Origin of the sequence: Streptomyces minutiscleroticus (genome assembly GCF_014650875.1) — a bacterium.
GTDB classification, from domain to species: Bacteria; Actinomycetota; Actinomycetes; order Streptomycetales; family Streptomycetaceae; genus Streptomyces; species Streptomyces minutiscleroticus.
The window spans coordinates 552793-575468 of sequence record NZ_BMVU01000001.1 but is presented as its reverse complement, the minus strand read 5'-3'; the positions used below and the strand labels follow the sequence as shown (position 1 = coordinate 575468).

The 22676-nt window shown below is 74.6% G+C and carries 24 protein-coding genes and 1 riboswitch; of the genes, 12 read left to right on the top strand and 12 right to left on the bottom strand.

Features of this window, described 5'->3' with window-relative positions; genetic code table 11:
* Positions 1–120: 120 nt before the first annotated feature.
* The 3 genes from IE271_RS02305 to IE271_RS02295 form a co-directional block, all read right to left on the bottom strand.
* Positions 121–525 carry an SCO2097 family morphological protein gene (locus tag IE271_RS02305; protein WP_190188388.1) on the bottom strand — a complete coding sequence of 135 codons (405 nt, stop codon included), beginning with the start codon at positions 523–525 and terminating at the stop codon, positions 121–123.
* Between the two features lie 300 nt (positions 526–825).
* The gene (locus IE271_RS02300) at positions 826–1608 is read right to left on the bottom strand and encodes a methyltransferase (RefSeq protein WP_190188387.1); all 783 of its coding nucleotides are present in this window, start codon (positions 1606–1608) and stop codon (positions 826–828) included.
* A gap of 270 nt (positions 1609–1878) precedes the next feature.
* On the bottom strand, positions 1879–2466 hold the full coding sequence (locus IE271_RS02295; RefSeq protein WP_190188386.1) for an SAV_6107 family HEPN domain-containing protein: 588 nt from the start codon (positions 2464–2466) through the stop codon (positions 1879–1881).
* A gap of 165 nt (positions 2467–2631) precedes the next feature.
* On the opposite strand from IE271_RS02295, the gene IE271_RS02290 reads away from it, so the two are divergent.
* The 5 genes from IE271_RS02290 (at position 2632) to IE271_RS02275 (ending at position 8409) form a co-directional block, all read left to right on the top strand.
* On the top strand, positions 2632–3561 hold the full coding sequence (locus tag IE271_RS02290; protein WP_190188385.1) for an ATP-binding cassette domain-containing protein: 930 nt from the start codon (positions 2632–2634) through the stop codon (positions 3559–3561).
* Positions 3533–5650, top strand: a complete 2118-nt coding sequence (locus IE271_RS02285) for a YhgE/Pip family protein (protein WP_190188384.1) — start codon at positions 3533–3535, stop codon at positions 5648–5650. Before IE271_RS02290 ends, IE271_RS02285 begins: the two co-directional genes overlap by 29 nt.
* A 23-nt stretch (positions 5651–5673) precedes the next feature.
* On the top strand, positions 5674–6303 hold the full coding sequence (locus IE271_RS02280) for a TetR/AcrR family transcriptional regulator (RefSeq protein ID WP_190188383.1): 630 nt from the start codon (positions 5674–5676) through the stop codon (positions 6301–6303).
* A 394-nt stretch (positions 6304–6697) separates the two neighbouring features.
* Entirely contained in the window at positions 6698–6829 is a 132-nt protein-coding gene (locus tag IE271_RS43235; RefSeq protein WP_268256164.1) for a hypothetical protein, read from the top strand.
* Positions 6830–6864: 35 nt separating this feature from the next.
* Complete coding sequence (locus tag IE271_RS02275) at positions 6865–8409, top strand: phytoene desaturase family protein (protein WP_190188382.1); 1545 nt, start codon at positions 6865–6867, stop codon at positions 8407–8409.
* 174 nt (positions 8410–8583) lie between these two features.
* On the opposite strand, the gene IE271_RS02270 is transcribed toward IE271_RS02275, so the two are convergent.
* From IE271_RS02270 to IE271_RS02245, 6 genes are all read right to left on the bottom strand, one after another.
* The gene (locus IE271_RS02270; RefSeq protein ID WP_190188381.1) at positions 8584–9534 is read right to left on the bottom strand and encodes an SCO2102 family sporulation regulator; all 951 of its coding nucleotides are present in this window, start codon (positions 9532–9534) and stop codon (positions 8584–8586) included.
* Between the two features lie 55 nt (positions 9535–9589).
* A complete protein-coding gene (metF, locus tag IE271_RS02265; protein ID WP_190188380.1) occupies positions 9590–10513 on the bottom strand; it encodes a methylenetetrahydrofolate reductase [NAD(P)H] in 924 nt (307 codons plus the stop codon).
* A gap of 246 nt (positions 10514–10759) precedes the next feature.
* Positions 10760–11410, bottom strand: a complete 651-nt coding sequence (gene thiE / locus IE271_RS02260) for a thiamine phosphate synthase (protein WP_190188379.1) — start codon at positions 11408–11410, stop codon at positions 10760–10762.
* A 91-nt stretch (positions 11411–11501) separates the two neighbouring features.
* On the bottom strand, positions 11502–11867 hold the full coding sequence (locus tag IE271_RS02255; RefSeq protein ID WP_190188378.1) for an Rv2175c family DNA-binding protein: 366 nt from the start codon (positions 11865–11867) through the stop codon (positions 11502–11504).
* Positions 11868–12068: 201 nt separating this feature from the next.
* Positions 12069–13298, bottom strand: coding sequence for an NAD(P)/FAD-dependent oxidoreductase (locus IE271_RS02250; RefSeq protein WP_190188377.1), 1230 nt, complete (start codon positions 13296–13298; stop codon positions 12069–12071).
* Between the two features lie 54 nt (positions 13299–13352).
* Positions 13353–13730 (bottom strand): avidin-fold protein, encoded by a 378-nt coding sequence (locus IE271_RS02245; protein WP_190188376.1) that lies wholly within the window; start codon positions 13728–13730, stop codon positions 13353–13355.
* Between the two features lie 50 nt (positions 13731–13780).
* A riboswitch (TPP riboswitch) is annotated at positions 13781–13894 on the top strand.
* On the opposite strand from IE271_RS02245, the gene thiO reads away from it, so the two are divergent.
* The 5 genes from thiO to IE271_RS02220 all read left to right on the top strand — a co-directional run bounded on the left by thiO (position 13892) and on the right by IE271_RS02220 (position 19259).
* Positions 13892–15196 (top strand): glycine oxidase ThiO, encoded by a 1305-nt coding sequence (gene thiO, locus IE271_RS02240; protein WP_190188375.1) that lies wholly within the window; start codon positions 13892–13894, stop codon positions 15194–15196. It overlaps the preceding riboswitch by 3 nt.
* 17 nt (positions 15197–15213) lie before the next feature.
* Positions 15214–15414, top strand: coding sequence for a sulfur carrier protein ThiS (gene thiS, locus IE271_RS02235; RefSeq protein WP_190188567.1), 201 nt, complete (start codon positions 15214–15216; stop codon positions 15412–15414).
* 5 nt (positions 15415–15419) lie between these two features.
* Entirely contained in the window at positions 15420–16214 is a 795-nt protein-coding gene (locus IE271_RS02230; RefSeq protein WP_190188374.1) for a thiazole synthase, read from the top strand.
* Between the two features lie 116 nt (positions 16215–16330).
* Positions 16331–18277 carry a Stk1 family PASTA domain-containing Ser/Thr kinase gene (pknB, locus tag IE271_RS02225; protein ID WP_190188373.1) on the top strand — a complete coding sequence of 649 codons (1947 nt, stop codon included), beginning with the start codon at positions 16331–16333 and terminating at the stop codon, positions 18275–18277.
* A 103-nt stretch (positions 18278–18380) separates the two neighbouring features.
* A complete protein-coding gene (locus tag IE271_RS02220; RefSeq protein WP_190188372.1) occupies positions 18381–19259 on the top strand; it encodes a deoxyribonuclease IV in 879 nt (292 codons plus the stop codon).
* Positions 19260–19298: 39 nt separating this feature from the next.
* Here IE271_RS02220 and IE271_RS02215 read toward each other — a convergent pair whose 3' ends face one another.
* Entirely contained in the window at positions 19299–19931 is a 633-nt protein-coding gene (locus IE271_RS02215; protein WP_190188371.1) for a sulfite oxidase-like oxidoreductase, read from the bottom strand.
* 152 nt (positions 19932–20083) lie between these two features.
* On the opposite strand from IE271_RS02215, the gene bfr reads away from it, so the two are divergent.
* Complete coding sequence (gene bfr, locus IE271_RS02210) at positions 20084–20590, top strand: bacterioferritin (protein ID WP_190188370.1); 507 nt, start codon at positions 20084–20086, stop codon at positions 20588–20590.
* Between the two features lie 33 nt (positions 20591–20623).
* Here the strand turns inward: bfr and IE271_RS02205 are convergent, their stop codons facing one another.
* Positions 20624–20896: a (2Fe-2S)-binding protein gene (locus IE271_RS02205; protein WP_190188369.1), complete on the bottom strand. Its 273-nt coding sequence runs from the start codon at positions 20894–20896 to the stop codon at positions 20624–20626.
* 157 nt (positions 20897–21053) lie between these two features.
* Positions 21054–22406, bottom strand: coding sequence for a class II 3-deoxy-7-phosphoheptulonate synthase (locus IE271_RS02200; RefSeq protein WP_190188368.1), 1353 nt, complete (start codon positions 22404–22406; stop codon positions 21054–21056).
* A gap of 67 nt (positions 22407–22473) precedes the next feature.
* Between IE271_RS02200 and IE271_RS43825 the strand changes: the two genes are divergently transcribed.
* Positions 22474–22575, top strand: a complete 102-nt coding sequence (locus IE271_RS43825) for a trp operon leader peptide (protein WP_190188367.1) — start codon at positions 22474–22476, stop codon at positions 22573–22575.
* The last annotated feature ends 101 nt before the right edge of the window (positions 22576–22676 follow it).

Here is a 22676-nt window from a genome sequence, read left to right as displayed (position 1 = left end):
CGGTCGGCCGGGGCCGGCGGACCCCACCGGGATCCGTGCGCATGCGTGAGGGGTGATCCGCCCTGCGGCGGTCACCCCTCGTCGACGATTCCGTGCCGGGACCTCGTCCGTCCCGGAGGGCTAGTGACCCTGCTGCTCGTCCCGGCGGCGCTGCCAGCGCTGCTCGATGCGGTCCATCATGGAGCCGCGCGGCCTGTTCCGCCGCCGCGCCTGCGGCGCGCCGGGGACGCCCGCGGCAGGCTGCTCGCCCGGCTTGGGGGCCTTGCGCCAACCGGTCACGGCGAGCACCGCGCAGCCCAGCATGACGAGGAAGCCCACCACGCTGATCCAGATCTGCTGTGCGACCATTCCGGCCATGAGGAGCGCGATACCTACGAGGAAGCCGGCGACCGCCTGGTAGACCCGTCGCCGGGTGTACGTACGCAGCCCGCTTCCCTCGAGCGCTGTCGCGAACTTGGGATCTTCGGCGTACAGCGCTCGCTCCATCTGCTCGAGCATGCGCTGCTCGTGCTCCGAGAGCGGCACGGAGTCCTCCTCATCGTGCAGTCGCCGGGGCGACAGGGGGTCCCTTCAGGATAGGCAGGGAATCGCCCCCGTGAAACCCGCCCCTCTACGCCAATTCGCCAACCGGAGCCCGCCATGGCAACCCGGTTCACTGAGATCTGAATTCCCCAGTGACCGGCCCGTCATGCCGGGCGGCCTCCCTCGATCATACGGCGCCGGACGCCCGATCGGGGGGCCTGTGGCGTACTCCATCCGCCGTCCCGTTCCTGATCAGCGGGCGCACCCCGGCAGGCGTCACGAGCCCCGGTGGTCCCAGGCGTCTCAACTGCCTCCGGCGGTCTCCTCCGCCTCGGCCAACACGTGCAGCTGCGTGGCCACGGAGTGGAAGGCGGACAGCTCGGCCGCCGCGGCCTCCAGCTTCAGCAGCGCGTCCAGCGCGCCGGGCTCGGTGTCGACGAGGACGCCGGGCACCAGGTCCGCGAAGACCCGCACGCCGTGCACGGCCCCGACCCGCAGGCCCGCGTCCTCGACCAGGGCGGTGAGCTGCTCGGCGGTGAAGCGGTGCGGGACGGGGTCGCCCTCGCCCCAGCGGCCGTCCGGGTCGCTCAGCGCCTGGTGCGCCTCCTTGAAGTGCCCGGCGAGCGCGCGGGCGAGCACCGCGCCGCCCAGACCGGCGGCGAGCAGGCTGAGGACGCCCTCGGGGCGCAGCGCGCGGACCACGTTGCGCACGCCCTCCGCCGGGTCGTCCACGTACTCCAGCACGCCGTGGCACAGCACGGCGTCGTACCCGCCGGGCTCCACCACGTCGAAGAGGCCGTGCGCGTCGCCCTGCACGCCCTTCACCCGGTCGGCCACGCCGGCCTCGGCGGCCCGGCGCTCCAGCGCGAACAGCGCGTTCGGGCTGGGGTCCACGACCGTGACCCGGTGGCCCAGGCGGGCGACCGGGACCGCGAAGTTGCCGCTGCCGCCGCCGGTGTCGAGCACGTCCAGGACGCCGTGCGGATCGCGTCCCGCGGTCTTGGCCCGCCGGTCGAGCGCGTCCTTCAGTACGTCCCAGACCACGGCGGTACGGAGAGAGGCGCGGGGGCGCATCGGGTCCGACACGGCAGTTGACTCCTCGGCGCGGCACCGCCTGAGTGAACGGCGGAGCGATGGGATGGCTCCCCCGGCCGGTTCTCGGCCACGGGAGATGCGGCTTCTCCAACCCTATTGCCTGCGGCGCCGGGCCCGGCGCCGCGTCCCGCGCGCCGGACACGCCCCGCGCCGACGCCCGGACGCCCCGCGTCCGGCGGGCGCTCGGTCGCCCGGCGGAAGTGGGGGCGCGGTCGCTCCGTGGTGGGCGGACGGGCCGTCACCCGCGGCCGGCGGGCACGGTCACCCCGCGTCCGGGACGTCCTCGCCGCTCCCCCTGCCCGGGCGCCGTCTCGTCCCCTGCTCCGCGTCCCGGCCGGTGTCCTGCCGGGGCTGCGGCAGGACCGGCTGCAGCACCAGCATCCGCTCGACCAGACGCAGGAACATGGCCACGTCGCGGATCAGGTCGTCGGCGTCGCGGCCGCTGGCCGCGCCCTGTATGCCCGCCTCGGCGCGGGCCCGGCGGGCGGCGCCGGAGGCGAAGAGCGCGCTCCACTCGCTCAGTTCCGGCGCTATCTCCGGGAGCACCTCCCAGGCGCTCCGTATGCGGGCCCGGCGCCGGGGCGTGGTCTCCGGGCGGCCCCGGGCGGCGAGAACGGCGGCCGCGGTACGCAGGGCGGCGAGGTGCGCCGTCGCGTAGCGCTCGTTGGGCGTCTCCAGGACGGCTGCCTCGTCGAGTCCGGCGCGGGCCTGGGCCAGCAGGTCCAGCGCGGCCGGCGGGGCCGTCGCCCGGCGCAGCACGGGGTGCACGTCGCTCGCCGGGCCGGTCAGTGAGGGGGCAGGGCCGGTGGCGCGGCGCCGGCGGGCGGCGGCTGCGTCGTAGCTGGCCATGACGAACCTCCTGTCGTCTCCGTGACGGCTCTGTGGCCGTATGTGCCCATAGTGGGGTATGGCACTGACAATCCGTTCTGACCTGGCCTTTTGCCCCGTCCGGAGGTTCGGGGTAATTTTTGCACTGACCAGTCAGTGCAAAAACTTCCGGGGAGTGGGGACGCGGTGGACGGACCGGAGGAACCGGAGGGACTCGCCGTCACGGCCCGGGACTTGGGCCTGAGGGGCCCGCGCGGCTGGGCGTTCCGGGGGGTCTCCTTCGATGCCGGGCCCGGCTCGCTCGTCGCGGTCGAGGGGCCGTCCGGTTCGGGGCGCACGGCGCTGCTGCTCGCGCTCACCGGCCGGATGAGGACCACCGAGGGGACGGCGCGCGTCGGCCCGGCGAGGCTGCCGAAGCAGGCGGCGGCGGTCCGCAGACTCGCCGGACTCGCCCACGTGCCGGGCGTGACCGACCTGGACCCGGCCCTCACCGTCGGCGAGCACCTGCGGGAACGGGCGCTGCTGGAGCGCAGGTTCGGCGGCCCGCTGCGGGAACTGCTGCGGCCGCGCGCGGCGGGCGCCTCCGGCCCGACCCCGCCGGGAGCCGGGGGAAGGGCCGCGGAGGCCGGCCGGCGGATCGACGCCGCGCTCGCCGCCGCGGGGCTGGACCCGCGGACGCTGCCCAAGGGCGTCCGGACCGCCGTGCGCGACCTCGGACGGCTGGAGGCGCTGCGCCTCTCCGTCGCGCTGGCCCTGATCGGGCGCCCGCGCCTGCTGGGCGTCGACGACACCGACCTCAAGCTCCCGGACGCCGAACGGGCCGAGGCCTGGGCCCTGCTGCGCACGGTCGCCGCCTCCGGCACGACGGTCGTGACGGTGTGCAGCGAAGCGCCCGAGGACGCGCTCGTGGTCTCCACCGTCTCCACCGCCCCGCCCGCCGGGACCCCGCACGGGGACCGGGAGGACCGGGAGGGCCCCGCGGACCCCGAGGACGGCGCCGGCCGCGAAGACCCCGGGGACGGCGACGAGCCCGACGACCACGACGATCACGACGTCCAGGACGATCACGACGACGAGGAGGCGGCGGATGCGCTCCCCGCGACTGGCCGCGCTTGAGCTGCGGCGCTTCGGCCGGGGCCGGCTGCCCCGCGCGGCCCTCGCGGCGCTCCTGCTGCTGCCGCTGCTGTACGGCGCCCTCTACCTGTGGTCGTTCTGGGACCCGTACGGCCGGCTCGACCGGATCCCGGTGGCGCTGGTGAACGACGACAAGGGGGCCACGGCCGCGGGCCGGAAGCTCACGGCGGGCGACGACATCACCGAAGGGCTGCACGAGAGCGACACCTTCGAGTGGCACGAGGTGAGCGCCGCCGAGGCCCGCGCGGGGGTCGAGAACGGCACGTACTACCTGTCGCTGACCATGCCCTCGGACTTCAGCGAGAGGATCGCGTCGAGCTCCGGGGACAGCCCCGAGACGGGCGCGCTCCAGGTGCGTACGAACGACGCGAACAACTACATCGTCGGGCAGATCTCGCGGACCGTCTTCAGCGAGGTGCGGTCGGCGGCGTCGACCAGGGCGTCGCGCTCGTTCCTGGACAGGATCTTCATCTCGTTCTCCGACATCCACGGCGAGACCGTGAAGGCGGCCGAGGGCGCCGACGAGCTGGAGGGCGGCATCGGCCGGGCGAAGAAGGGCGCGAAGGACCTCGCCGACGGCCTGAAGGACGCCGAGAAGGGCAGCGGCAGGCTCGCCCGGGGCCTGAAGAAGCTCGACACGGGGGCCGGGGACCTGGAGGACGGTTCGCGGCAGGTCGCCGAGGGCACCCAGGCCCTCGCGGACAAGGTGCACGGGGCCGCCGACCGGGTGCGGCCGTTCCTGAGGGAGAACGGCGCGACGATCGCGGACACGGCCGCCCTGGTCGCCGACTCGGCGGGCACGGTCCGCGAGCACCTGGACGCCTTCGTGAGGACGGTGCCCCTGGCGGCGGCCGGCACCCGCGAGGCGGCCGACACGCTGGACGGCGTCTACGCGAGGCGCTGCGAGGCCGGGCAGGGCGCGGGCCCGCAGGACGGGACCCGGCCGGCGGTGCCCGACGCGGCCTGCGGGGACCTGAAGAAGGCCAGGGACGCCGCGGCGGACGCGGCGCGCCTCACCGGGGACGTCGACACCGTGGTGAGGGACTACGGGGGCGACGTGAAGTCCCTGGACGAGGACCTGGCCACCCTCCAGAGGCAGGCCCGGGCCCTGGCGAAGGCCGCGCCGCACCTGAGCGAGGACCTCGACACGGCGGTCGCGAAGGTCGACGCGCTGAACAAGGGGGCCGGGCGGGTCGCCGAGGGCGCGAAGACGCTGCACACCGGCCTGGGCACGGCGAGGACCGGCGCCGACGATCTCGACACCGGCATCGGCACGCTGCGCACCGGCGCGGACGACCTCGACGGCGGCATCCACAGGCTGGTCGACGGCTCCGAGGAGCTGGCCGGCGGGCTGCACGACGGTGCCGACAGGATCCCCGACTACGACGAGAAGGACCGCGACCTGCGCACCGAGGTGATGTCCGACCCGGTGCGGCTCGCCTCACGGGACCTGCACAAGGCGCCCAACTACGGCACCGGTTTCGCCCCGTACTTCATTCCGCTGTCCCTGTGGGTGGGCGCGATGGTGGCCTACATGGTGATCCCGCCGCTCAACCGGCGCGCGCTCGCCACGGGCGCCCCCGCGTGGCGCATCGCGACGGCGGGCTGGCTTCCGGTGGCCGCCCTGGGCGTGCTGCAGACCGCCGCCCTGATGTCCGTCCTGCACTGGGCCGTCGGACTGCGCATGGTGCACGCCGCCGGGACCGTCGCCTTCCTCTTCCTCGTCACGGCCTGCTTCGCGGCGGTCGTGCAGTGGCTGAACGCGCGCTTCGGGGCGGCGGGCCGCATCCTGGTGCTCGCCCTGCTGATGCTCCAGCTGACGTCGGCGGGCGGCACGTACCCGGTGCAGACCAGCCCGGGGTTCTTCAACGCGATCCACCCCTTCCTGCCGATGAGCTACGTCGTCGAGGCCCTGAGGAGGCTCATCACGGGCGGCGGCCTGGACCCGGTCCGGCAGGCGTGCGTTGTTCTCGCGGCCTTCACCGCGGGCGCCCTGGCGCTGACCGCGCTCTCCGCGCGCCGCAAGCAGGTGTGGACCCTGGACCGGCTCCACCCGGAGCTGACCCTGTGACCGCTCCTGTGAGAATCGGGGCCATGGAACGCAGCAGCGCCACGGGAGGTGCCGGCGGCCGCCGCGAGGCCACCCGGCAGAAGCTCTACGAAGCAGCCGTCACCCTCATCGCGGAGCAGGGGTTCTCGGCCACCACGGTGGACGAGATCGCCGAACGCGCCGGGGTCGCGAAGGGCACCGTCTACTACAACTTCGCCAGCAAGTCCGTCCTCTTCGAGGAGTTGCTGCGGCACGGCGTGGGGCTGCTCACCGCCTCCCTGCGGGAGGCCGCCGAGCGGACCGCGCGGGAGGGCGGGAGCAGGGTCGACGCGCTGGACGCGATGATCCGGGCGGGTCTCGTGTTCATCGACCGCTACCCGGCCTTCACCCAGCTGTACGTCGCCGAGCTGTGGCGCACCAACCGGGCCTGGCAGTCCACCCTGATGGTGGTCAGGCAGCAGGCGGTCGCGGTCGTCGAGGACGTGCTGCGCGCGGGCGTCGCCGACGGCGAGCTGAGCGAGGAGATCGACATCCCGCTGACGGCGGCGGCGCTGGTCGGCATGGTCCTGGTGGCGGCCCTGGACTGGCAGGCGTTCCAGCCGGAGCGGTCCCTGGACGACGTCCACGCGGCGCTGTCCCGGCTGCTGCAGGGCCGGGTGTCGGGCGGCCGCTGAGACCTGCCGCTCCGGTCCGCCCGGCCGTCCCGGTCCGTGGTCCGGCCGTCCGGCGGGCCGGGTCGAGCCGGAGCGGAGCGGGCCGGAGCGGGCCCGCACGTCGGAGCGCCGCTCCGACCGGCCGCCCCCGTGGACCGATCGAACCGGCGCTCCTCCGCGCCCCCCGTGGTGCACCCCCGTGCATCCCCCGTGCGGACCCCCGTGGATCTCCCCCGGAGTCCCCCGTGCCTCGCTCCCGCCGACGGTGCCGGCGGAAGGAGCGGTCAAGGGTCCGGTCCGTTCCGCCGCCCCGTGTCGGCGGTGCCGGAGCCGTGCCCCTCTTCCGTGCCCCCACTCTCCCGTCCGCGCAGGTCGGGGCCTATCCGCACGCCTACTCAAGTCGCTTCCTAGGTACATGTACTCAGCCGTGCGCGCTCCTGCCCAGGACGCGCCGCCCGCGGCCGGGGACGGCCGCGTCCGCGCCGGTGCCCCCGCCGCCGCCCCCGCCGCCGCCACCGGCGGCCGGGCCGCGGACCGGCACCCCTGACGGGACGGTCGCAGGCGGCCGATAAAGTCCCTGGCATGGCACGGATTGCGGTGATCGGCGCCGGGATGGGCGCCATGGCGGCTGCCGCCCGGCTGGCCGTCGCGGGCCACCGGGTGACGGTGTACGAGCGCGCGGCGACGTACGGCGGGGCGGTGGGGACCTTCGAGCGGGACGGTTTCGTCTTCGACACGGGCCCGGGTCTGCTCCCGCTGCCCGCGGTCTACCGCGACCTGTTCGTCAAGACGGGCAAGGAGCCCCTGGAGCGGTGCGTCGACCTCGTCCAGGTCGACCCGTCCGCGCACCACGTCTTCGCCGACGGCACCGAGGCCCCGCTGGCGAACGCCTCGCGCGCGGGCGTCGTCTCGGCCCTGGGCGCGGCGCTCGGCGCGGACGCGGGCGAGCGCTGGGGCGAGTTCCTGGTCCGCGCCCGTGAGACCTGGGACCGCACGCGCCGGCCGCTCCTGGAGGAGACGCTGTGGTCGAACTGGGACGTGCTCGCCGGGCGCGAGCCCTACCCGGCGGTGCGGCGGCGCCGGCTGCTGGTGACCCGTACGGCGGCCACCCTCGCCGAGGTCGGCGCCCTGGAGCTGGGCGACCCGCGGCTCGCGGCCCTGCTGGAGAGCCACGCGCTGGCGTACGGCCTGGACCCGCGCACCGCGCCCGCCTCGGCGGCCGTCCTGCCCTACATGGAGCACGCCTTCGGCACCTGGTACGTGAAGGGCGGGCTGCGGCGGCTGGCGCGCGCCGTGTACGAGCGGTGCCTGGCCCGCCGGGTCGAGTTCGTCTTCGGGGCGTCCGTGGAGCGGATCGTCGAGAAGGACGGCCGGGCGGCGGGCGTGGAGCTGGCCGAGGGCGCCTTTGGGGCCGCCGGCTCCGGGGGGCGGACCGTCGTGGACGCCGACTTCGTGGTCGCCGGCGTCGCGCCGGAGGTGCTGGACCGGCTGGGTCCCGCCGCCCTGCGCGGGGAGGGCGAGGTGCCCGCCCAGCGCGGGGGGACCAGCCGCCTGACGGTCCACCTGGCGCTGCGGGGTGCCCGCCCGGCGGGCACCCCGCACCGGACCGTGGTGCACGCGGCGGACCGCGACGCGGAGCTGGACGCGGTGTTCGGCGGCTCCTTCACGGCGGTGGCGGGGCCCACGGTCACCGTGCTGCGGCCCGACGACGCGGAGCTGGTCCCGGACGGCGGGCACGAGGCGGTCACGCTGACGGCGACGGTGCCCGCGGCGCACGGCGCCCCGGAGGAGGCGTCTCGGCGGTTCTTCGCCGAGCAGGCCCGGGAGATGATCCGGCACGCCGAGCGGGCCGTCCCCGGCCTGCGGGACCGCATGCTGTGGCACGAGGTCCGCACGCCCTGGGACGTCGCCGGGACCACCGGCGCACCGGGAGGGGCGGTCCCGGCACCGGCCCTGTCGGCCGCGCGGGGGCGGCTGCTGCACCCGGCCAACTCCACCCGCGTACCGGGGCTGTTCGCGGTCGGCGGCTGGGCGCACCCGGGCGGCGGCCTGCCGCACGCGGGCATGTCGGGCGCGCTGGTCGCCGGGCTGATCGTCGAGGGGCCGGACTTCCGCGGCTCGCAGTGACGGGCGCGGGTCCGCGGTGACGGGATGCGGGCTCGCTGTGGCAGGTGCGGGCTCGGCGGTGACGCGGGCGGCGCGTCCCGTGCGGGAGGCGCCCGGCCGGACCGGTCGCACGCCCCGGACCGGTCGCACGCCCCGGCCCGGCGCCCTCGCGTCCCCGGTGGTGCGCTGGGTGCCCTAGTACCGGTACTGCTGCCGGTCGTCGTAGGTGTGACCGTCCTGGTACGGGTACGGCTGCTCGGCGGGCAGCTCGCCGCCGTACTGGTCCTGGGCGCCGCGCTGCTGCGGCACCCACAGGCCGCCCGGCGGGGTCTCGCCGTAGCCCTCGGCCCCGGTGCCGTCGCCGTACTGGTCCTGGCCGTACCCCTGCTGCCCGTACCCCTGCTGCCCGTACTGCTGCTGCCCGGTGCCGTCGTAGGAGCCGCCGTCGTAGCCCTGGCCGCCCCCGTACGGGTCGGTGTAGCCCGCGTACTGCTGCTGCCCCGCGTCGTAGCCGTACTGCTGCTGGGGGTCGTAGCCGCCCGCGTAGCCGTCGTAGGCGTGGTCCCGGCCGTCGGACGGCCGGCCCGCCGGCGCGTAGGACGGGTCGGTGGCGGCGGCGTACGCGGCGTCGCTGTAGACGCCGTACTGGTTGGTGTCGTCGGGCATCGGCTGCGGCTCGTACACCGTCGTGGCCCCGGCCTCCGGGGAGGTGCGCTGCGCGGGGGCGAAGACGTTGTCGTCGTCGGCCGTCACGTCGTCGTGGCCGGGATCGTGGCGGTACGTTCCGGCGTCCGCCGCCCCCGGGTCGGAGACCTCCAGGCCGGAGACCTCCAGCGTCGGGTCCCGGCGGTCCCCGCCCCGGCGGCGCTTGCTGGGGGCGCCGCCGCCACGGCCGTTCTTGAGCGCCCAGCCGGTGGAGAAGCCGCGGCGGAAGGAGAGGGTGACGTAGGTCTGGCCGACGGCGAAGGCGGCCGCGCCCAGGCCGATGACCGGCACGGAGGGGATCAGCACGCCGACGACGACGCCGAGGAAGCCGACGAAGGCGAGCAGCCGCCAGCGCAGCCGCGCCTTGTACTGCAGCAGCACCTCGCCGAGCAGCCAGAGCGCGACGATGCCGAACGCGATGTACAGGACCGTCCAGCCCATGGCGCCCCTCTCCCTATGGCCGCTACGCAGTGTGTCGTACGACGATGCGACCGGTCTAGGTCTGCTGTGGTGTCTGCAGGCCCAGGTTCTCGTGAATTTCCAGTGTCGCAGTGGAGTTGTTGAGTGTGATGAAGTGCAGTCCGGGGACTCCCTCGGCCAGCAGCTTCGCACAGAACTCCGTGGCGAAGTCGATACCGAGGGAGCGTACAGCGGCCGGATCGTCCTTGGCTGTGAGCATCCGCTCCCCCAGCTGTGCGGGGAAGGCCGCGTTGCTCAGCCTGGGCAGCCGCTCCAGCATTCTGACACTGGTCACGGGCAGGATCTCGGGGATCACCGGGGTCTCGCACCCGGCCGCGGCCACCCGGTCGCGCAGCCTCAGGTACGCCTCCGGGTGGAAGAACATCTGCGTGATGGCGTAGTCGGCGCCGGCGCGGCACTTGTCGACGAAGTGCCGCACGTCGGCGTCCCAGTCCGAGGAGCGCGGGTGCATCTCGGGGAAGGCCGCGACGCCCACGCAGAAGTCGCCGGACTCCTTGATGAGGCGGACCAGTTCGGCCGCGTAGGTCAGGCCCTGCGGGTGGGCCACCCACTCGCCCATCGGGTCGCCCGGCGGGTCGCCGCGCACGGCGAGCATGTTGCGGATGCCGGCGTCGGCGTACTGGCCGATGATGTTGCGCAGCTCGGCGACGGAGTGGTCGACCGCCGTGAGGTGGGCGACCGGGGTGAGCGTCGTGTCCGCGACGATCTGCTGGGTCTCCTTGACCGTGCCGGCGCGCGTGGAGCCGCCCGCGCCGTAGGTGACGGAGACGAAGTCGGGGGCGACGGCCTCGACCCGGCGGAGGGCGTTCCACAGGTTCCGCTCGCCCTTGGGCGTCTTCGGCGCCGAGAACTCGAAGGAGTACGTCGTCTTGCCGCTCGCGAGCATGTCGCGCACGGTGCGTGCGCGGTCAGTCCTGGTGGAAGCAGTTCCTAGGGCCATACTCGCAGGTTAGCCAGGGCATGACGGTCCCCCAACCGCAAGCCGGTGATTTGTCGGACTTGCCGCTTTGTTGTCCACCCCTCGGACAGCGGGGCGGCACACGGGCCGCGCGGCGGCCGCGTGCGGGCCGCGCACCGACCGCGCGCAGGCCGTACGCGGCCCGCGCGTGGCGGCCGTGCACACGTGGCCGGCGGGCGGCCGTGCGCGCATCCGGCCGGGCCCGCGGGGGCCGGGCGCGGCCGCCGCTCAGACCTTGCGCAGGCGCTCGGCGAACTCCGCCGCCGCCGCGCCCGGGTCCTCGGCGTCCGTGATCGCCCGTACGACCACGACGCGGCGGGCGCCCGCCGCCAGCACCTCGTCGAGGTTGCCGAGGTCGATGCCGCCGATGGCGAACCAGGGGCGCCGCGTGCCCAGGGAGGCCGCGTACCGCACCAGGTCCAGGCCCGGCGCGGGGCGGCCCGGCTTGGTGGGGGTCGGCCAGCAGGGGCCCGTGCAGAAGTAGTCCACGCCGTCCTGGACCGCGGCGGCCGCGGCCTCCTCCTCGCTGTGCGTGGAGCGGCCGACGAGGACGTCCCCGCCGAGGATCGCGCGGGCGGCCGGCACGGGCAGGTCGCCCTGGCCGAGGTGGAGGACGTCGGAGGCGGCGGCGTGGGCGACGTCCGCCCGGTCGTTCACCGCGAGGAGCTTGCCGTGGCGGGCGCAGGCGTCGGCGAAGGTCCGCAGGTGCGTCAGCTCCTCGGCGGCCTCCATGCCCTTGTCGCGCAGCTGCACGATGTCGACGCCGTTCGCCAGGACCGCGTCCAGGAAGGCCGGGAGGTCCCCCTGGCGCCTGCGGGCGTCCGTGCACAGGTAGAGCCGGGCGTCGGCGAGCTGCGCGCGGGCGGTGGCTTCGGGCATCAGGGGTCCCCCGGACGGTCGGGCCCGGACGTGCGGACCGCGCGGCGGCGGGGGCCGGCCGCGCGGTCCGTACGCCGGACGGGCGGGTCGATCAGACGGCGAGCGCCTGGGCGCGGCGCTTCACCTCCGTGCCGCGATTCTCGCTCAGGGCCTGCGCCGGGGTGCCGGGCAGGGTCGGGTCGGCGGTGAAGAGCCACTCCAGCATCTCTTCGTCGGTGAAGCCGTCGTCCCGCAGGAGCGTCAGCAGGCCGGTCAGGCCCTTGACGACCTTGTCCCCGTCGATGAAGGCGGCGGGGACGTGCAGCGCCCGGTTCTCACCACGGCGTACGGCGATGAGCTGGCCCTCCTTGACCAGCTGCCGGACGCGGGTCACCTCGACGCCGAACTGTTCGGCGATGTCGGGGAGGGTGAGCCAGGCGGGGACGAGAGCATCGATCTTTGCGTCAATCTCGGTCACGGAATCAAGCCTGCCATCCCGCACCGACAGCGGGAAGCCGGGCGGGTCCGGGCGGGGGCCCCGGGGCACGGGGCACGGCCGCGACGGGCCGCCCCGGACGGCGCCGCGCGGACGGACGGGACCGCCCGCCGGACCGCGCCCCTGCGCGGGCCACGGCCCTCGGGCCGTCCCGTCCGTCCGTCGGCCGGCGGACGGCGGTTCTCAGGCCGTCGCCTTCTTCAGGGGGCGGGACGGGTCCGCCAGGGTCGCGGGGTTCATCGGGGTCGCCGACTCGATCAGTTTGCGGCCCTGGGCCAGGTCCCGGGGGCGGCCCACGGCGAGGACCGCGACCAGGCGGTTCTCGCGCAGCCAGCAGACCGACCAGGCGGGCCCGGCCGGGTCGCCGCGCCACACCGTCGCGTCGGCCGCGCCGTGGTGCCCGGCGTACTGCACGAAGCGGCCGAACTGCTCGGACCAGAAGTACGGCACCGGGTCGTACGGCGCGGGCGCCGCGCCCACGACGTCCGCGGCGACCGTGCGCGGGCCCTGGAGGGCGTTGTCCCAGTGGTGGACCAGCAGGCGCTCGCCGTAGCGGCGCGACGGGAAGGAGGCGCAGTCGCCGACCGCGTACACGTCGGGCGCGGAGGTGCGCAGGAACTCGTCCGCGAGCACCTCGCCGTGGACGCCCAGCCCGATCCCGGAACCGGCCAGCCAGCCGGTCGCGGGGCGCGCGCCGATGCCCACGACGACCGCGCCCGCGGGCACCCGGGTGCCGTCGTCGAGGACCACCGCGCCGGGCTCGACGCGCGCCACGCGCGCGTGGGTGCGCAACTCGGCCCCGCTGTCCGCGTACCAGGCGGCCATGGGGGCGGCCGCCTCGGCCGGGAGCGCTCCCGCCAGGGGGCGGTCGGCGGCCTCGACGACGGTCACCGCGCAGCCGGCCTCCCGCGCGGCCGTCGCGAACTCGGCGCCGATCCAGCCCGCGCCCACCACCACGACGTCGCGCTGCTCGGCGAGGACGGGCCGCAGCCGCTCCGCGTCGTCCAGGGTGCGCAGCAGGTGGACGCCGGGGACGCCCTCGGTGCCCGGCAGCCGGATCGCTTCGGCACCGGTCGCGACGACCAGCACGTCGTACGGCACGGGCCCGTCGGCGGTGTCCAGTTCGTGGTCGGCCGGGCGGACGCCGCTCGCCTCGCGGCCCAGCCGCAGGTCGACGCCCAGCGCCGCGAAGTCCACGTCGAGGGCCGCGCTCTCCGCCTTGCCGAGCAGGACGGCCTTGGACAGCGGCGGGCGGTCGTACGGCTGGTGCGGTTCCGCGCCCAGCACGGTCAGCTCACCGGTGAAGCCCTGCTCGCGCAGGGCGACCGCGGTCTGCGCCCCCGCCATGCCCGCGCCCACCACGACGGCGCGCCGGGCCGCCGCCCGGCCGGGTTCCTGCGTCTCTTCGGTCACCGGATCACCCTAGACAACCGCGGGCCGGTGGCGGAGCGGGCCCTCCGGTACCCGTCAGGCGCCGGTCCCCTCCTGCGGGCCCGGGGCGAGCTCCTCCACCACGCTCGTGCCGCTGCCCTCCTGCGACTCCCACTCCCACGTCTCCTCCAGGCGGATCCGGCCGTCGGCCGTCTCGCCGACGGCGGACACGCAGTGCCCGCTCGACGTGGTCCCGTCGTGCTTCAGCTGGACGTAGCGGAAGTCGAGCCGGTCGCCCTCCCTCGTGCCCACGAGGTGGCCGCGGACGACGTCGCCGCCCGCGTACTCGGCCCAGACCACGCCGTCCCGCTCGTGGTACGCGAACCGGGTGCGGGTCCCCACCTGACCGGGGGCCTGGTCCGCGACCGGGGCGAGGACGAGGCCGTCCAGGGACCTGCGGGACGGGGCGGTCATGGGGAGGCTCCCTTACTGGGCGGCGTGGCGGCGGGCTAGGGTGGCCACCGTAGAGCACTCGCGGGAGCCCGGACGCAGCGGGCTGAGAGGGAGGCTGGCGCGGCCTCCGACCGTACGAACCTGATCCGGGTCATGCCGGCGAAGGGAGGGGCTGGACGCCCATGTCGCGCACACCACCGGACACCTCCGACGTCCTCGTCGTGGGGGGCGGGATCATCGGCCTGGTCACGGCCTGGCGGGCCGCGCAGCGCGGTCTGGCGACCGCGCTCGTGGACCCCGCGCCCGGCGGCGGCGCCGCGCAGGTCGCGGCCGGCATGCTGGCCGCCGTCACGGAACTGCACTACGGCGAGCAGACGCTGCTCGGCCTCAACCTCGCCTCCGCGCGCCGCTACCCGGTCTTCGCCGCCGAGCTGGCCGAGGCGAGCGGCCGGGACCTCGGCTACCGCACGTGCGGCACGCTGACGGTCGCGCTCGACGCCGACGACCGCGCCCACCTGCGCGAGCTCCACGCCTTCCAGCGCGGTTCGGGGCTGGAGTCGGAGTGGCTGACGGGGCGCGAGTGCCGGCGTCTGGAGCCGATGCTGGCGCCCGGCGTGCGCGGCGGCCTCCGGGTGGACGGCGACCACCAGATCGACCCGCGGCGGCTGGCGGCCGCGCTGGTCGTGGCGTGCGAGCGCGCCGGGGTCGTGTTCCACCGCGGCTGGGCCGGGCGGCTCGTCGTCGAGCGGGGCCGGGCCGCCGGCGTCGTCACGGAGGAGGGCGCCGCGCTGGCCGCCGGGCAGGTGGTCCTCGCGGGCGGCAGCCTCAGCGGGAGGCTGGCCGGCGTCCCCGAGGAGGTGCTGCCGCCGGTGCGGCCCGTGAAGGGGCAGGTGCTGCGGCTGGCCGTGCCGCCCCGGTACGCGCCGTTCCTGAGCCGCACCGTGCGGGCCGTCGTCCGCGGCAGCCACGTCTACCTGGTGCCGCGCGAGAACGGCGAGCTGGTCGTCGGCGCCACCAGCGAGGAGCTGGGCTGGGACACCACGGTGACCGCGGGCGGCGTCTACGGGCTGCTGCGCGACGCCCACGAGCTGGTGCCCGGCATCACCGAGCTGCCGCTGACCGAGACCCGGGCCGGGCTGCGGCCGGGCTCCCCGGACAACGCTCCGCTGCTCGGCCCGACCGATCTGCCCGGACTGCTGCTGGCCACCGGGCACCACCGCAACGGCGTCCTGCTCACACCGGTCACCGGCGACGTCATGGCGCAGGTGCTCACCACCGGCGAACTCCCGGACGTGGCCCGCGCCTTCACCCCCCGCCGTTTCGGCACCGCGCCCGCGGAGCGGCCCGTACGCCCCGGGGAGCGGCCCGTACCCCCCGTCCCCCTCGCCGAGCAGCCCGCACGACACGGGGAGCAGCCCGTCCCCCTCGCCGAGCAGCCCGCACGGCACGGGGAGCCGTCCGCACGACTCGGGGAGCAGCCCGCATGACCGTCTCTTCCGCCACGATCTCCGTCTGCGTCAACGGCGAGCCGCGCCGGATCGCCCCGGGCACCGCCCTGGACGCGCTCGTCGCCACCCTCACCGCGGCGCCCTCCGGCGTGGCCGCCGCCCTCAACGAGACCGTCGTCCCGCGCGCGCAGTGGCCGTCGACCGCCCTGGCCGAGGGAGACCGCGTGGAAGTCCTCACCGCCGTCCAAGGAGGCTGAACACCATGGCCGACGACCCCTTCGTCCTCGGCGGCACGACCTACGCGTCCCGCCTGATCATGGGCACCGGCGGTGCCCCGAGCCTCGACGTCCTGGAGCGCTCGCTGGCCGCCTCGGGCACCGAGCTGACCACGGTCGCGATGCGGCGCGTGGACGCCTCCGTGCACGGCTCGGTCCTGTCCGTGCTGGAGAGGCTGGGCATCCGCGTCCTGCCGAACACCGCGGGCTGCTTCACCGCGGGCGAGGCCGTGCTGACCGCCCGCCTCGCACGCGAGGCCCTCGGCACGGACCTGGTCAAGCTGGAGGTCATCGCCGACGAGCGCACCCTGCTGCCCGACCCGGTCGAGCTGCTCGACGCCGCCGAGACCCTGGTCGACGACGGCTTCACGGTCCTGCCGTACACCAACGACGACCCGGTCCTCGCCCGGAAGCTGGAGGACGCCGGCTGTGCGGCGATCATGCCGCTCGGCTCCCCCATCGGCTCCGGGCTCGGCATCCGCAACCCGCACAACTTCCAGCTGATCGTGGAGAACGCGGGCGTGCCGGTGATCCTGGACGCGGGGGCCGGCACGGCGTCCGACGCGGCGCTCGCCATGGAGCTGGGGTGCGCCGGCGTGATGCTCGCCTCGGCGGTGACGCGGGCGCAGGAGCCGGTGCTGATGGCCGAGGGCATGCGGCACGCGGTGGAGGCGGGACGGCTGGCCTACCGGGCCGGGCGCATCCCGCGCCGCCACTTCGCCGAGGCGTCCTCGCCCACGGACGGCCTCGCGCGCCTGGACCCGGAGCGCCCCGCCTTCTGACCAGCGCCGTCACCGGGCCCGCCGGGCGCGGGCCCGGTGTCACAGGTCGGCTGCAGTACGGCAATGGTCGAACCGAAGCGGGTGGGGCCCGGGCGACGGCTCGTAGACTCACCTGCGTGGACACGACCCTTCATGACCCCCTGGTCGGGCAGGTGCTCGACGGCCGCTACCGCGTGGACGCGCGGATCGCGGTCGGCGGGATGGCCACGGTCTACCGGGCCGTGGACACCCGCCTCGACCGCGTGCTCGCGCTCAAGGTGATGCATCCGACGCTGGCCGCCGACGCCACCTTCGTCGACCGCTTCATCCGCGAGGCGAAGTCCGTGGCCCGGCTCGCGCACCCGAACGTGGTGGGCGTCTTCGACCAGGGCACGGACGGCTCGTACGTCTACCTCGCGATGGAGTACGTCGCCGGGTGCACGCTGCGCGACGTGCTGCGCGAGCGCGGGGCGCTGCAGCCGCGCGCGGCCCTGGACGTCCTGGAGCCGGTCCTCGCCGCGCTGGGCGCCGCGCATCGCGCCGGCTTCGTGCACCGCGACATGAAGCCCGAGAACGTCCTGATCGGCGACGACGGGCGGGTCAAGGTGGCCGACTTCGGCCTCGTGCGGGCCGTGGACACCGTCACGCACTCGACGGGGTCGGTCCTCGGCACCGTCTCGTACCTCGCGCCCGAGCAGATCGAGCACGGCACGGCCGACCCCCGGGTCGACGTCTACGCGTGCGGCATCGTCCTGTACGAGATGCTCACGGGCGACCGTCCGCACTCGGGCGACTCCCCCGCGCAGATCCTCTACAAGCACCTCCACGAGGACGTGCCGCCGCCCTCGGCCGTCGTCCCGGGCCTGGCCGGCGGGCTGGACGCCCTGGTCGCCACGGCGACGGCGCGCGACGCGGACGTACGGCCGCCCGACGCGGTGGCGCTGCTCGCGCTGGTGCGCCGGGCGCGCGCCGAGCTCTCCGCCGAGCAGCTGGACTCCGTGCCGCCGGGGGCCGTCGGCGACGGCCGGCACGACAACGCGGAGGACCGCACGAGCGTGCTCCCGCGCACGCCGGTGGTGCCGCGGCCGCTCCCCGTGGACGAGGGCGGCGAGGGTGCCGGGGCCGCAGGGGACGGGGTGCACCGCACGAGCGTCCTGGAGAGCCCGCCGCCCGCTCCCCCGCGGCGCACCGCGCGCCCGCGCCGCCGCGTGCTGGCGGTCGTGGCCGCCGTCCTGCTGGTGCTGGGGGTCGGCACGGGCGTCTGGTACATCAACTCCGGCCAGTTCACCGAGGTCCCGGCGCTGCTGTCGAAGACGGAGGCGCAGGCGAAGGAGCGGCTGGAGCAGGCCGGTCTGGGCGTCGGCGACGTCGAGGAGGCCTACAGCGACACGGTCGCGCGCGGCAAGGTCGTCAGCACCGACCCGGCGCCCGGCGAGCGGATACGCGACAACGACTCCGTGTCCCTGACGATCTCCAGGGGCCCGGAGACCGTGAAGGTGCCCGACGTGGGCGGCCGGCCGCTGGCCGAGGCGAAGTCCCTGCTGAAGGAGAGCGGCCTGGAGCCGGGCATGGTCACCCGCGCGTTCAGCGGGGAGGTGGCCGAGGGCAGGGTCGTGCGCACGGAGCCGGGCACCGGCACGGAGCGGCGGGCCGGCTCGGCCATCGCGCTGGTCGTGAGCAGGGGCGCGCCGGTGGAGGTGCCCGACGTCCTGGGCTCGGACCTGGACGGCGCGCGGGAGGCCCTGGAGGAGGACGGCCTGGAGGTGAAGGTCTCCACGCGGCAGGTCACCTCCGACGAGTACGGCAAGGGCGAGGTCGCGGAGCAGTCGCCGGCGCCCGGCGAGCAGGTGGCCGAGGGCGACACGGTGACGCTGACGCTCTCCAGGGGGCCCGAGACGGTCGAGGTCCCGGACGTCGTGGGCGACAGCGTCGACGACGCGAGGCGGGCGCTGGAGGAGGCGGGCTTCGAGGTCCGGGAGGACCGCGGGCTGCTGGGCCTCTTCGGCGACACGGTCAGAAGCCAGTCGGTGGAGGGCGGCGAGGAGGCCCCGAAGGGCTCCACCATCAAGATCACCATTCGCTGACCGGGGCCGCAGGGCGGCGCGGACGCCGGCGGTCCGTCGGTCCTCGGCGCCTTCGGCCCGCTCCGCCGTCCGGGTGGTCCGCGGCACGTGGGACCCTTGAGGGGTGAGCAAGCAGGTGTCGCGCAATCCCGTCGGCGGTCATGTGCCCGTCGCCGGCGGGCTCGCCTCGGTCGGGCTGTCGTACGCACGGGACCTCGGCGCCGAGGCGGTGCAGGTGTTCGTGGCCAACCCGCGCGGCTGGGCGACGCCGGCCGGCAACCCGCGGCAGGACGAGGAGTTCCGGGCCGCCTGCGCCGACGGGGGGATCCCCGCGTACGTCCACGCGCCCTATCTGATCAACTTCGGTTCGCACACCGAGGCCACCGTGGAGCGGTCGGTGGACTCGCTGCGGCACTCCCTGCGGCGCGCCCGGCAGATCGGCGCGCTGGGCGTCGTCGTCCACACGGGCTCGGCGACCGGCGGCCGGGAGCGCGCGGTCGCCCTGCGCCAGGTGCGCGAGCGCGTCCTGCCGCTCCTCGACGAGCTGACGCACGACGACGACCCGTACCTGCTGCTGGAGTCCACCGCGGGCCAGGGCTCCTCGCTCTGCTCGCGGACCTGGGACTTCGGCCCGTACTTCGAGGCGCTGGACGCCCACCCGAGGCTGGGCGTCTGCCTGGACACCTGCCACGTCTTCGCGGCCGGGCACGACCTGACCGGGCCGGCCGGGATGCATCAGACCCTGGACCTGCTGGTCGGCACGGTCGGCCCGGGACGGCTGAAGCTGGTCCACGCCAACGACTCCAAGGACGTCGTGGGCGCGCACAAGGACCGGCACGCCAACATCGGCGCGGGCCACATCGGCGAGGACCCGTTCCGCGCCCTGATGACCCATCCCGCCACCGAGGGCGTGCCGCTGGTCATCGAGACGCCCGGCGGCAAGGAGGGGCACGCCGCGGACGTGGAGCGCCTGAAGAAGCTGCGCGAGAGCCGCGAGGGCTGAGCGGGCCTCCGTCCGGGACGGGCCGCCGCCCCGGACGGGCTACAGCTCCGGACCGTCCCCCGGTTCCTCCTGGTAGGAGTAGCGCTGCTCGCGCCAGGGGTCGCCGATGTTGTGGTAGCCGCGCTCCTCCCAGAAGCCGCGCCGGTCCGCGGTCATGTACTCGACACCGCGCACCCATTTGGGCCCCTTCCAGGCGTACAGGTGCGGCACCACGAGGCGGAGCGGGAAGCCGTGCTCGGCGGTGAGCAGCTCGCCGTCCTTGTGGGTGGCGAAGATGGTGCGCTCGGCGGCGAAGTCGCTCAGCCGCAGGTTGGAGCTGAAGCCGTACTCGGCCCACACCATCACGTGGGTGACGGCGGGCGCGGGCGGCACGATCTCCAGGAGGGTCCGGGCCGGGACACCGCCCCATTCGGCCCCGAGCATGCTGTACTTCGTGACGCAGTGCAGGTCGGCGACGACCGTGGCGTACGGCAGGGCCGTGAACTCCTCGTGCGTCCAGCCGTGCTTCTCCTGGTCGGCCGTGGCGCCGAAGACCCGGAACTCCCACCGCTCGGGGCGGAACTTCGGTACGGGCCCGTAGTGGGTGACCGGCCAGCCCCTCTGGAGGCGCTGGCCCGGCGGAAGCTCCTGCTGTCCTGCTTCCCCAGATGCGCGATCCACCGGCTGACCCATGTCTCCATCCTGACAGACGGGAGCCGATGCGCCCGACCAGCCCTCCCCCGATTCGGGCAACTCCTACTAAGGAGGCACTTACTGGACGACCTGTCGCACCGATGCAATCATGCGGCGCAACCCACCGGTCCCTTCTGGAAGGAGCCTCTGCCATGCAGGGCGACCCCGAGGTCATCGAGTTCCTGAACGAGCAGCTGACCGCCGAGCTGACCGCGATCAACCAGTACTTCCTGCACTCCAAGCTGCAGGACCACAAGGGCTGGACGAGGCTCGCCAAGTACACCCGCGACGAGTCCTTCGACGAGATGCGGCACGCGGAGCTCCTGACCGACCGCATCCTGCTGCTGGACGGCCTGCCGAACTACCAGCGACTCTTCCACGTCCGGGTGGGCCAGACCGTCACCGAGATGTTCGAGGCCGACCGGCAGGTCGAGATCGAGGCGATCGACCGGCTGCGGCGCGGGATCCAGGTCATGCGCGCCAAGAACGACATCACGTCGGCGAACATCTTCGAGGCCATCCTCGCCGACGAGGAGCTGCACGTCGACTACCTGGAGACCCAGCTGGACCTGATCGAGAAACTGGGCGAGCCGCTCTACCTCTCGACGGTCATCGAGCAGAGCCAGCCCGACACCCCGAACCTCGGCTCCACCCACTAGCCCGCCCGGTGGACCGGACCCCGGTCCGGCCGGCTAGGCCGCGTCGGGCAGCGCCACGGGTGCGCCCTGCCGGTCCTCGCCCGTCCGCGCCGCCGCGGCACCCGTGAGAGCGGGCGCGCCCCGGTCGGCCGATTCCCGGCGCGGGCACGCGCCCCGGCCGAGCAGTGCCTGGATACGCCGTACGCAGCCACCGCAGTCCGTGCCCGCCTTGCAGGCCGAGGCGATCTGGCGGGGTGTGCAGGCGCCGGACTCGGCGTGCTTCCTCACCTGCTCCTCGGTCACACCGAAACAGCTGCAGACGAACACGGAGTCCACCTCCCGACGGGGAACGGTCTGCGGAGCACTCCCCGATTTGGTGAGGCAAACCTAACCTTACCCGTCACTGTGCACCCGCAAAAGCGCGAGGGGGCGCGGATCGCATGTGATCCGCGCCCCAGTACGCACTGTCGTGACGGGTGACCCGCTACTGGTCCCGGTACATCTCCGCCACCAGGAACGCCAGGTCCAGGGACTGGCTGCGGTTGAGCCGCGGGTCGCAGGCCGTCTCGTAGCGCTGGTGCAGGTCGTCGACGAAGATCTCGTCGCCGCCGCCCACGCACTCGGTGACGTCGTCGCCGGTCAGCTCGACGTGGATGCCGCCCGGGTGGGTGCCGAGCCCCTTGTGGACCTCGAAGAAGCCCTTGACCTCGTCGAGCACGTCGTCGAAGCGGCGGGTCTTGTGTCCGGAGGCCGCCTCGAAGGTGTTGCCGTGCATCGGGTCGGTCACCCAGGCCACGGTCGCGCCCGAGGCGGTGACCTTCTCGACCAGCTCGGGCAGCCGGTCGCGGACCTTGTCGGCGCCCATACGGACGATGAAGGTCAGCCGGCCCGGCTCGCGGTCCGGGTCGAGCCGCTCGATGTACTGCAGCGCCTCCTCGGCCGTCGTCGTCGGGCCGAGCTTGACGCCGATCGGGTTGCGGATCTTCGAGGCGAACTCGATGTGCGCCCCGTCCAGCTGCCGGGTGCGCTCACCGATCCACACCATGTGGCCGGAGACGTCGTACAGCTGCCCGGTGCGCGAGTCCACGCGGGTCAGCGCCGACTCGTAGTCGAGCAGCAGCGCCTCGTGGGAGGCGAAGAACTCGACGGTCTTGAACTCCTCCGGGTCGGTGCCGCAGGCCCGCATGAAGTTCAGCGCGTTGTCGATCTCGCGCGCCAGCTGCTCGTAGCGCTGGCCCGAGGGGGAGGACTTCACGAAGTCCTGGTTCCAGGCGTGCACCTGGCGCAGGTCGGCGTAGCCGCCGGTGGTGAAGGCGCGCACCAGGTTCAGCGTCGAGGCGGAGGCGTGGTACATCCGCTTCAGGCGCTCGGGGTCCGGGACGCGGGCCTCCTCGGTGAACTCGAAGCCGTTGACGGAGTCGCCGCGGTAGGTCGGCAGCGTCACGCCGTCGCGGGTCTCGGTCGGCTTGGAGCGCGGCTTGGAGTACTGGCCGGCGATGCGGCCCACCTTCACGACCGGCACGGAGGCCGCGTACGTGAGGACGGCACCCATCTGCAGCAGCGTCTTGAGCTTGTTGCGGATGTGGTCGGCGGAGACGGCATCGAAGGCCTCGGCGCAGTCGCCGCCCTGGAGCAGGAACGCCTCGCCCCTGGCGACGGCTCCCATCCGGGCGCGCAGCTGGTCGCACTCGCCCGCGAAGACGAGCGGCGGATACGACTCGAGGTCCGCGATCACATCGCGCAGAGCCTCGGCATCGGGGTACTCGGGCTGCTGCGCCGCGGGCAGGTTTCGCCAGGTGTTGCCAGCGCTCTCACTGGTCTTAGCGTTCACGGTCACGCGACAACCCTACGGGGTCGGCCGGGGCGCCCCTCCGTGTGCTCATCAATTGAGACACCGTCCGCTCATGATCCGTGTCACGCCGCGACCGGCATCGGGTAGGGTGACCGGCATGTACGCGCACTCGAACCGGAACTGGTGGTGGACCGCTCCTCCGGCGGCCCGCTGATCTGCGCGTACTGACAGGACTTCGCGAAGGCCGCCCCGAGGGGCGGCCTTCGGCGTCTCCGCCACCCGGCCGTTCCTCTCCCCGATCCCCTCGACGCGAGA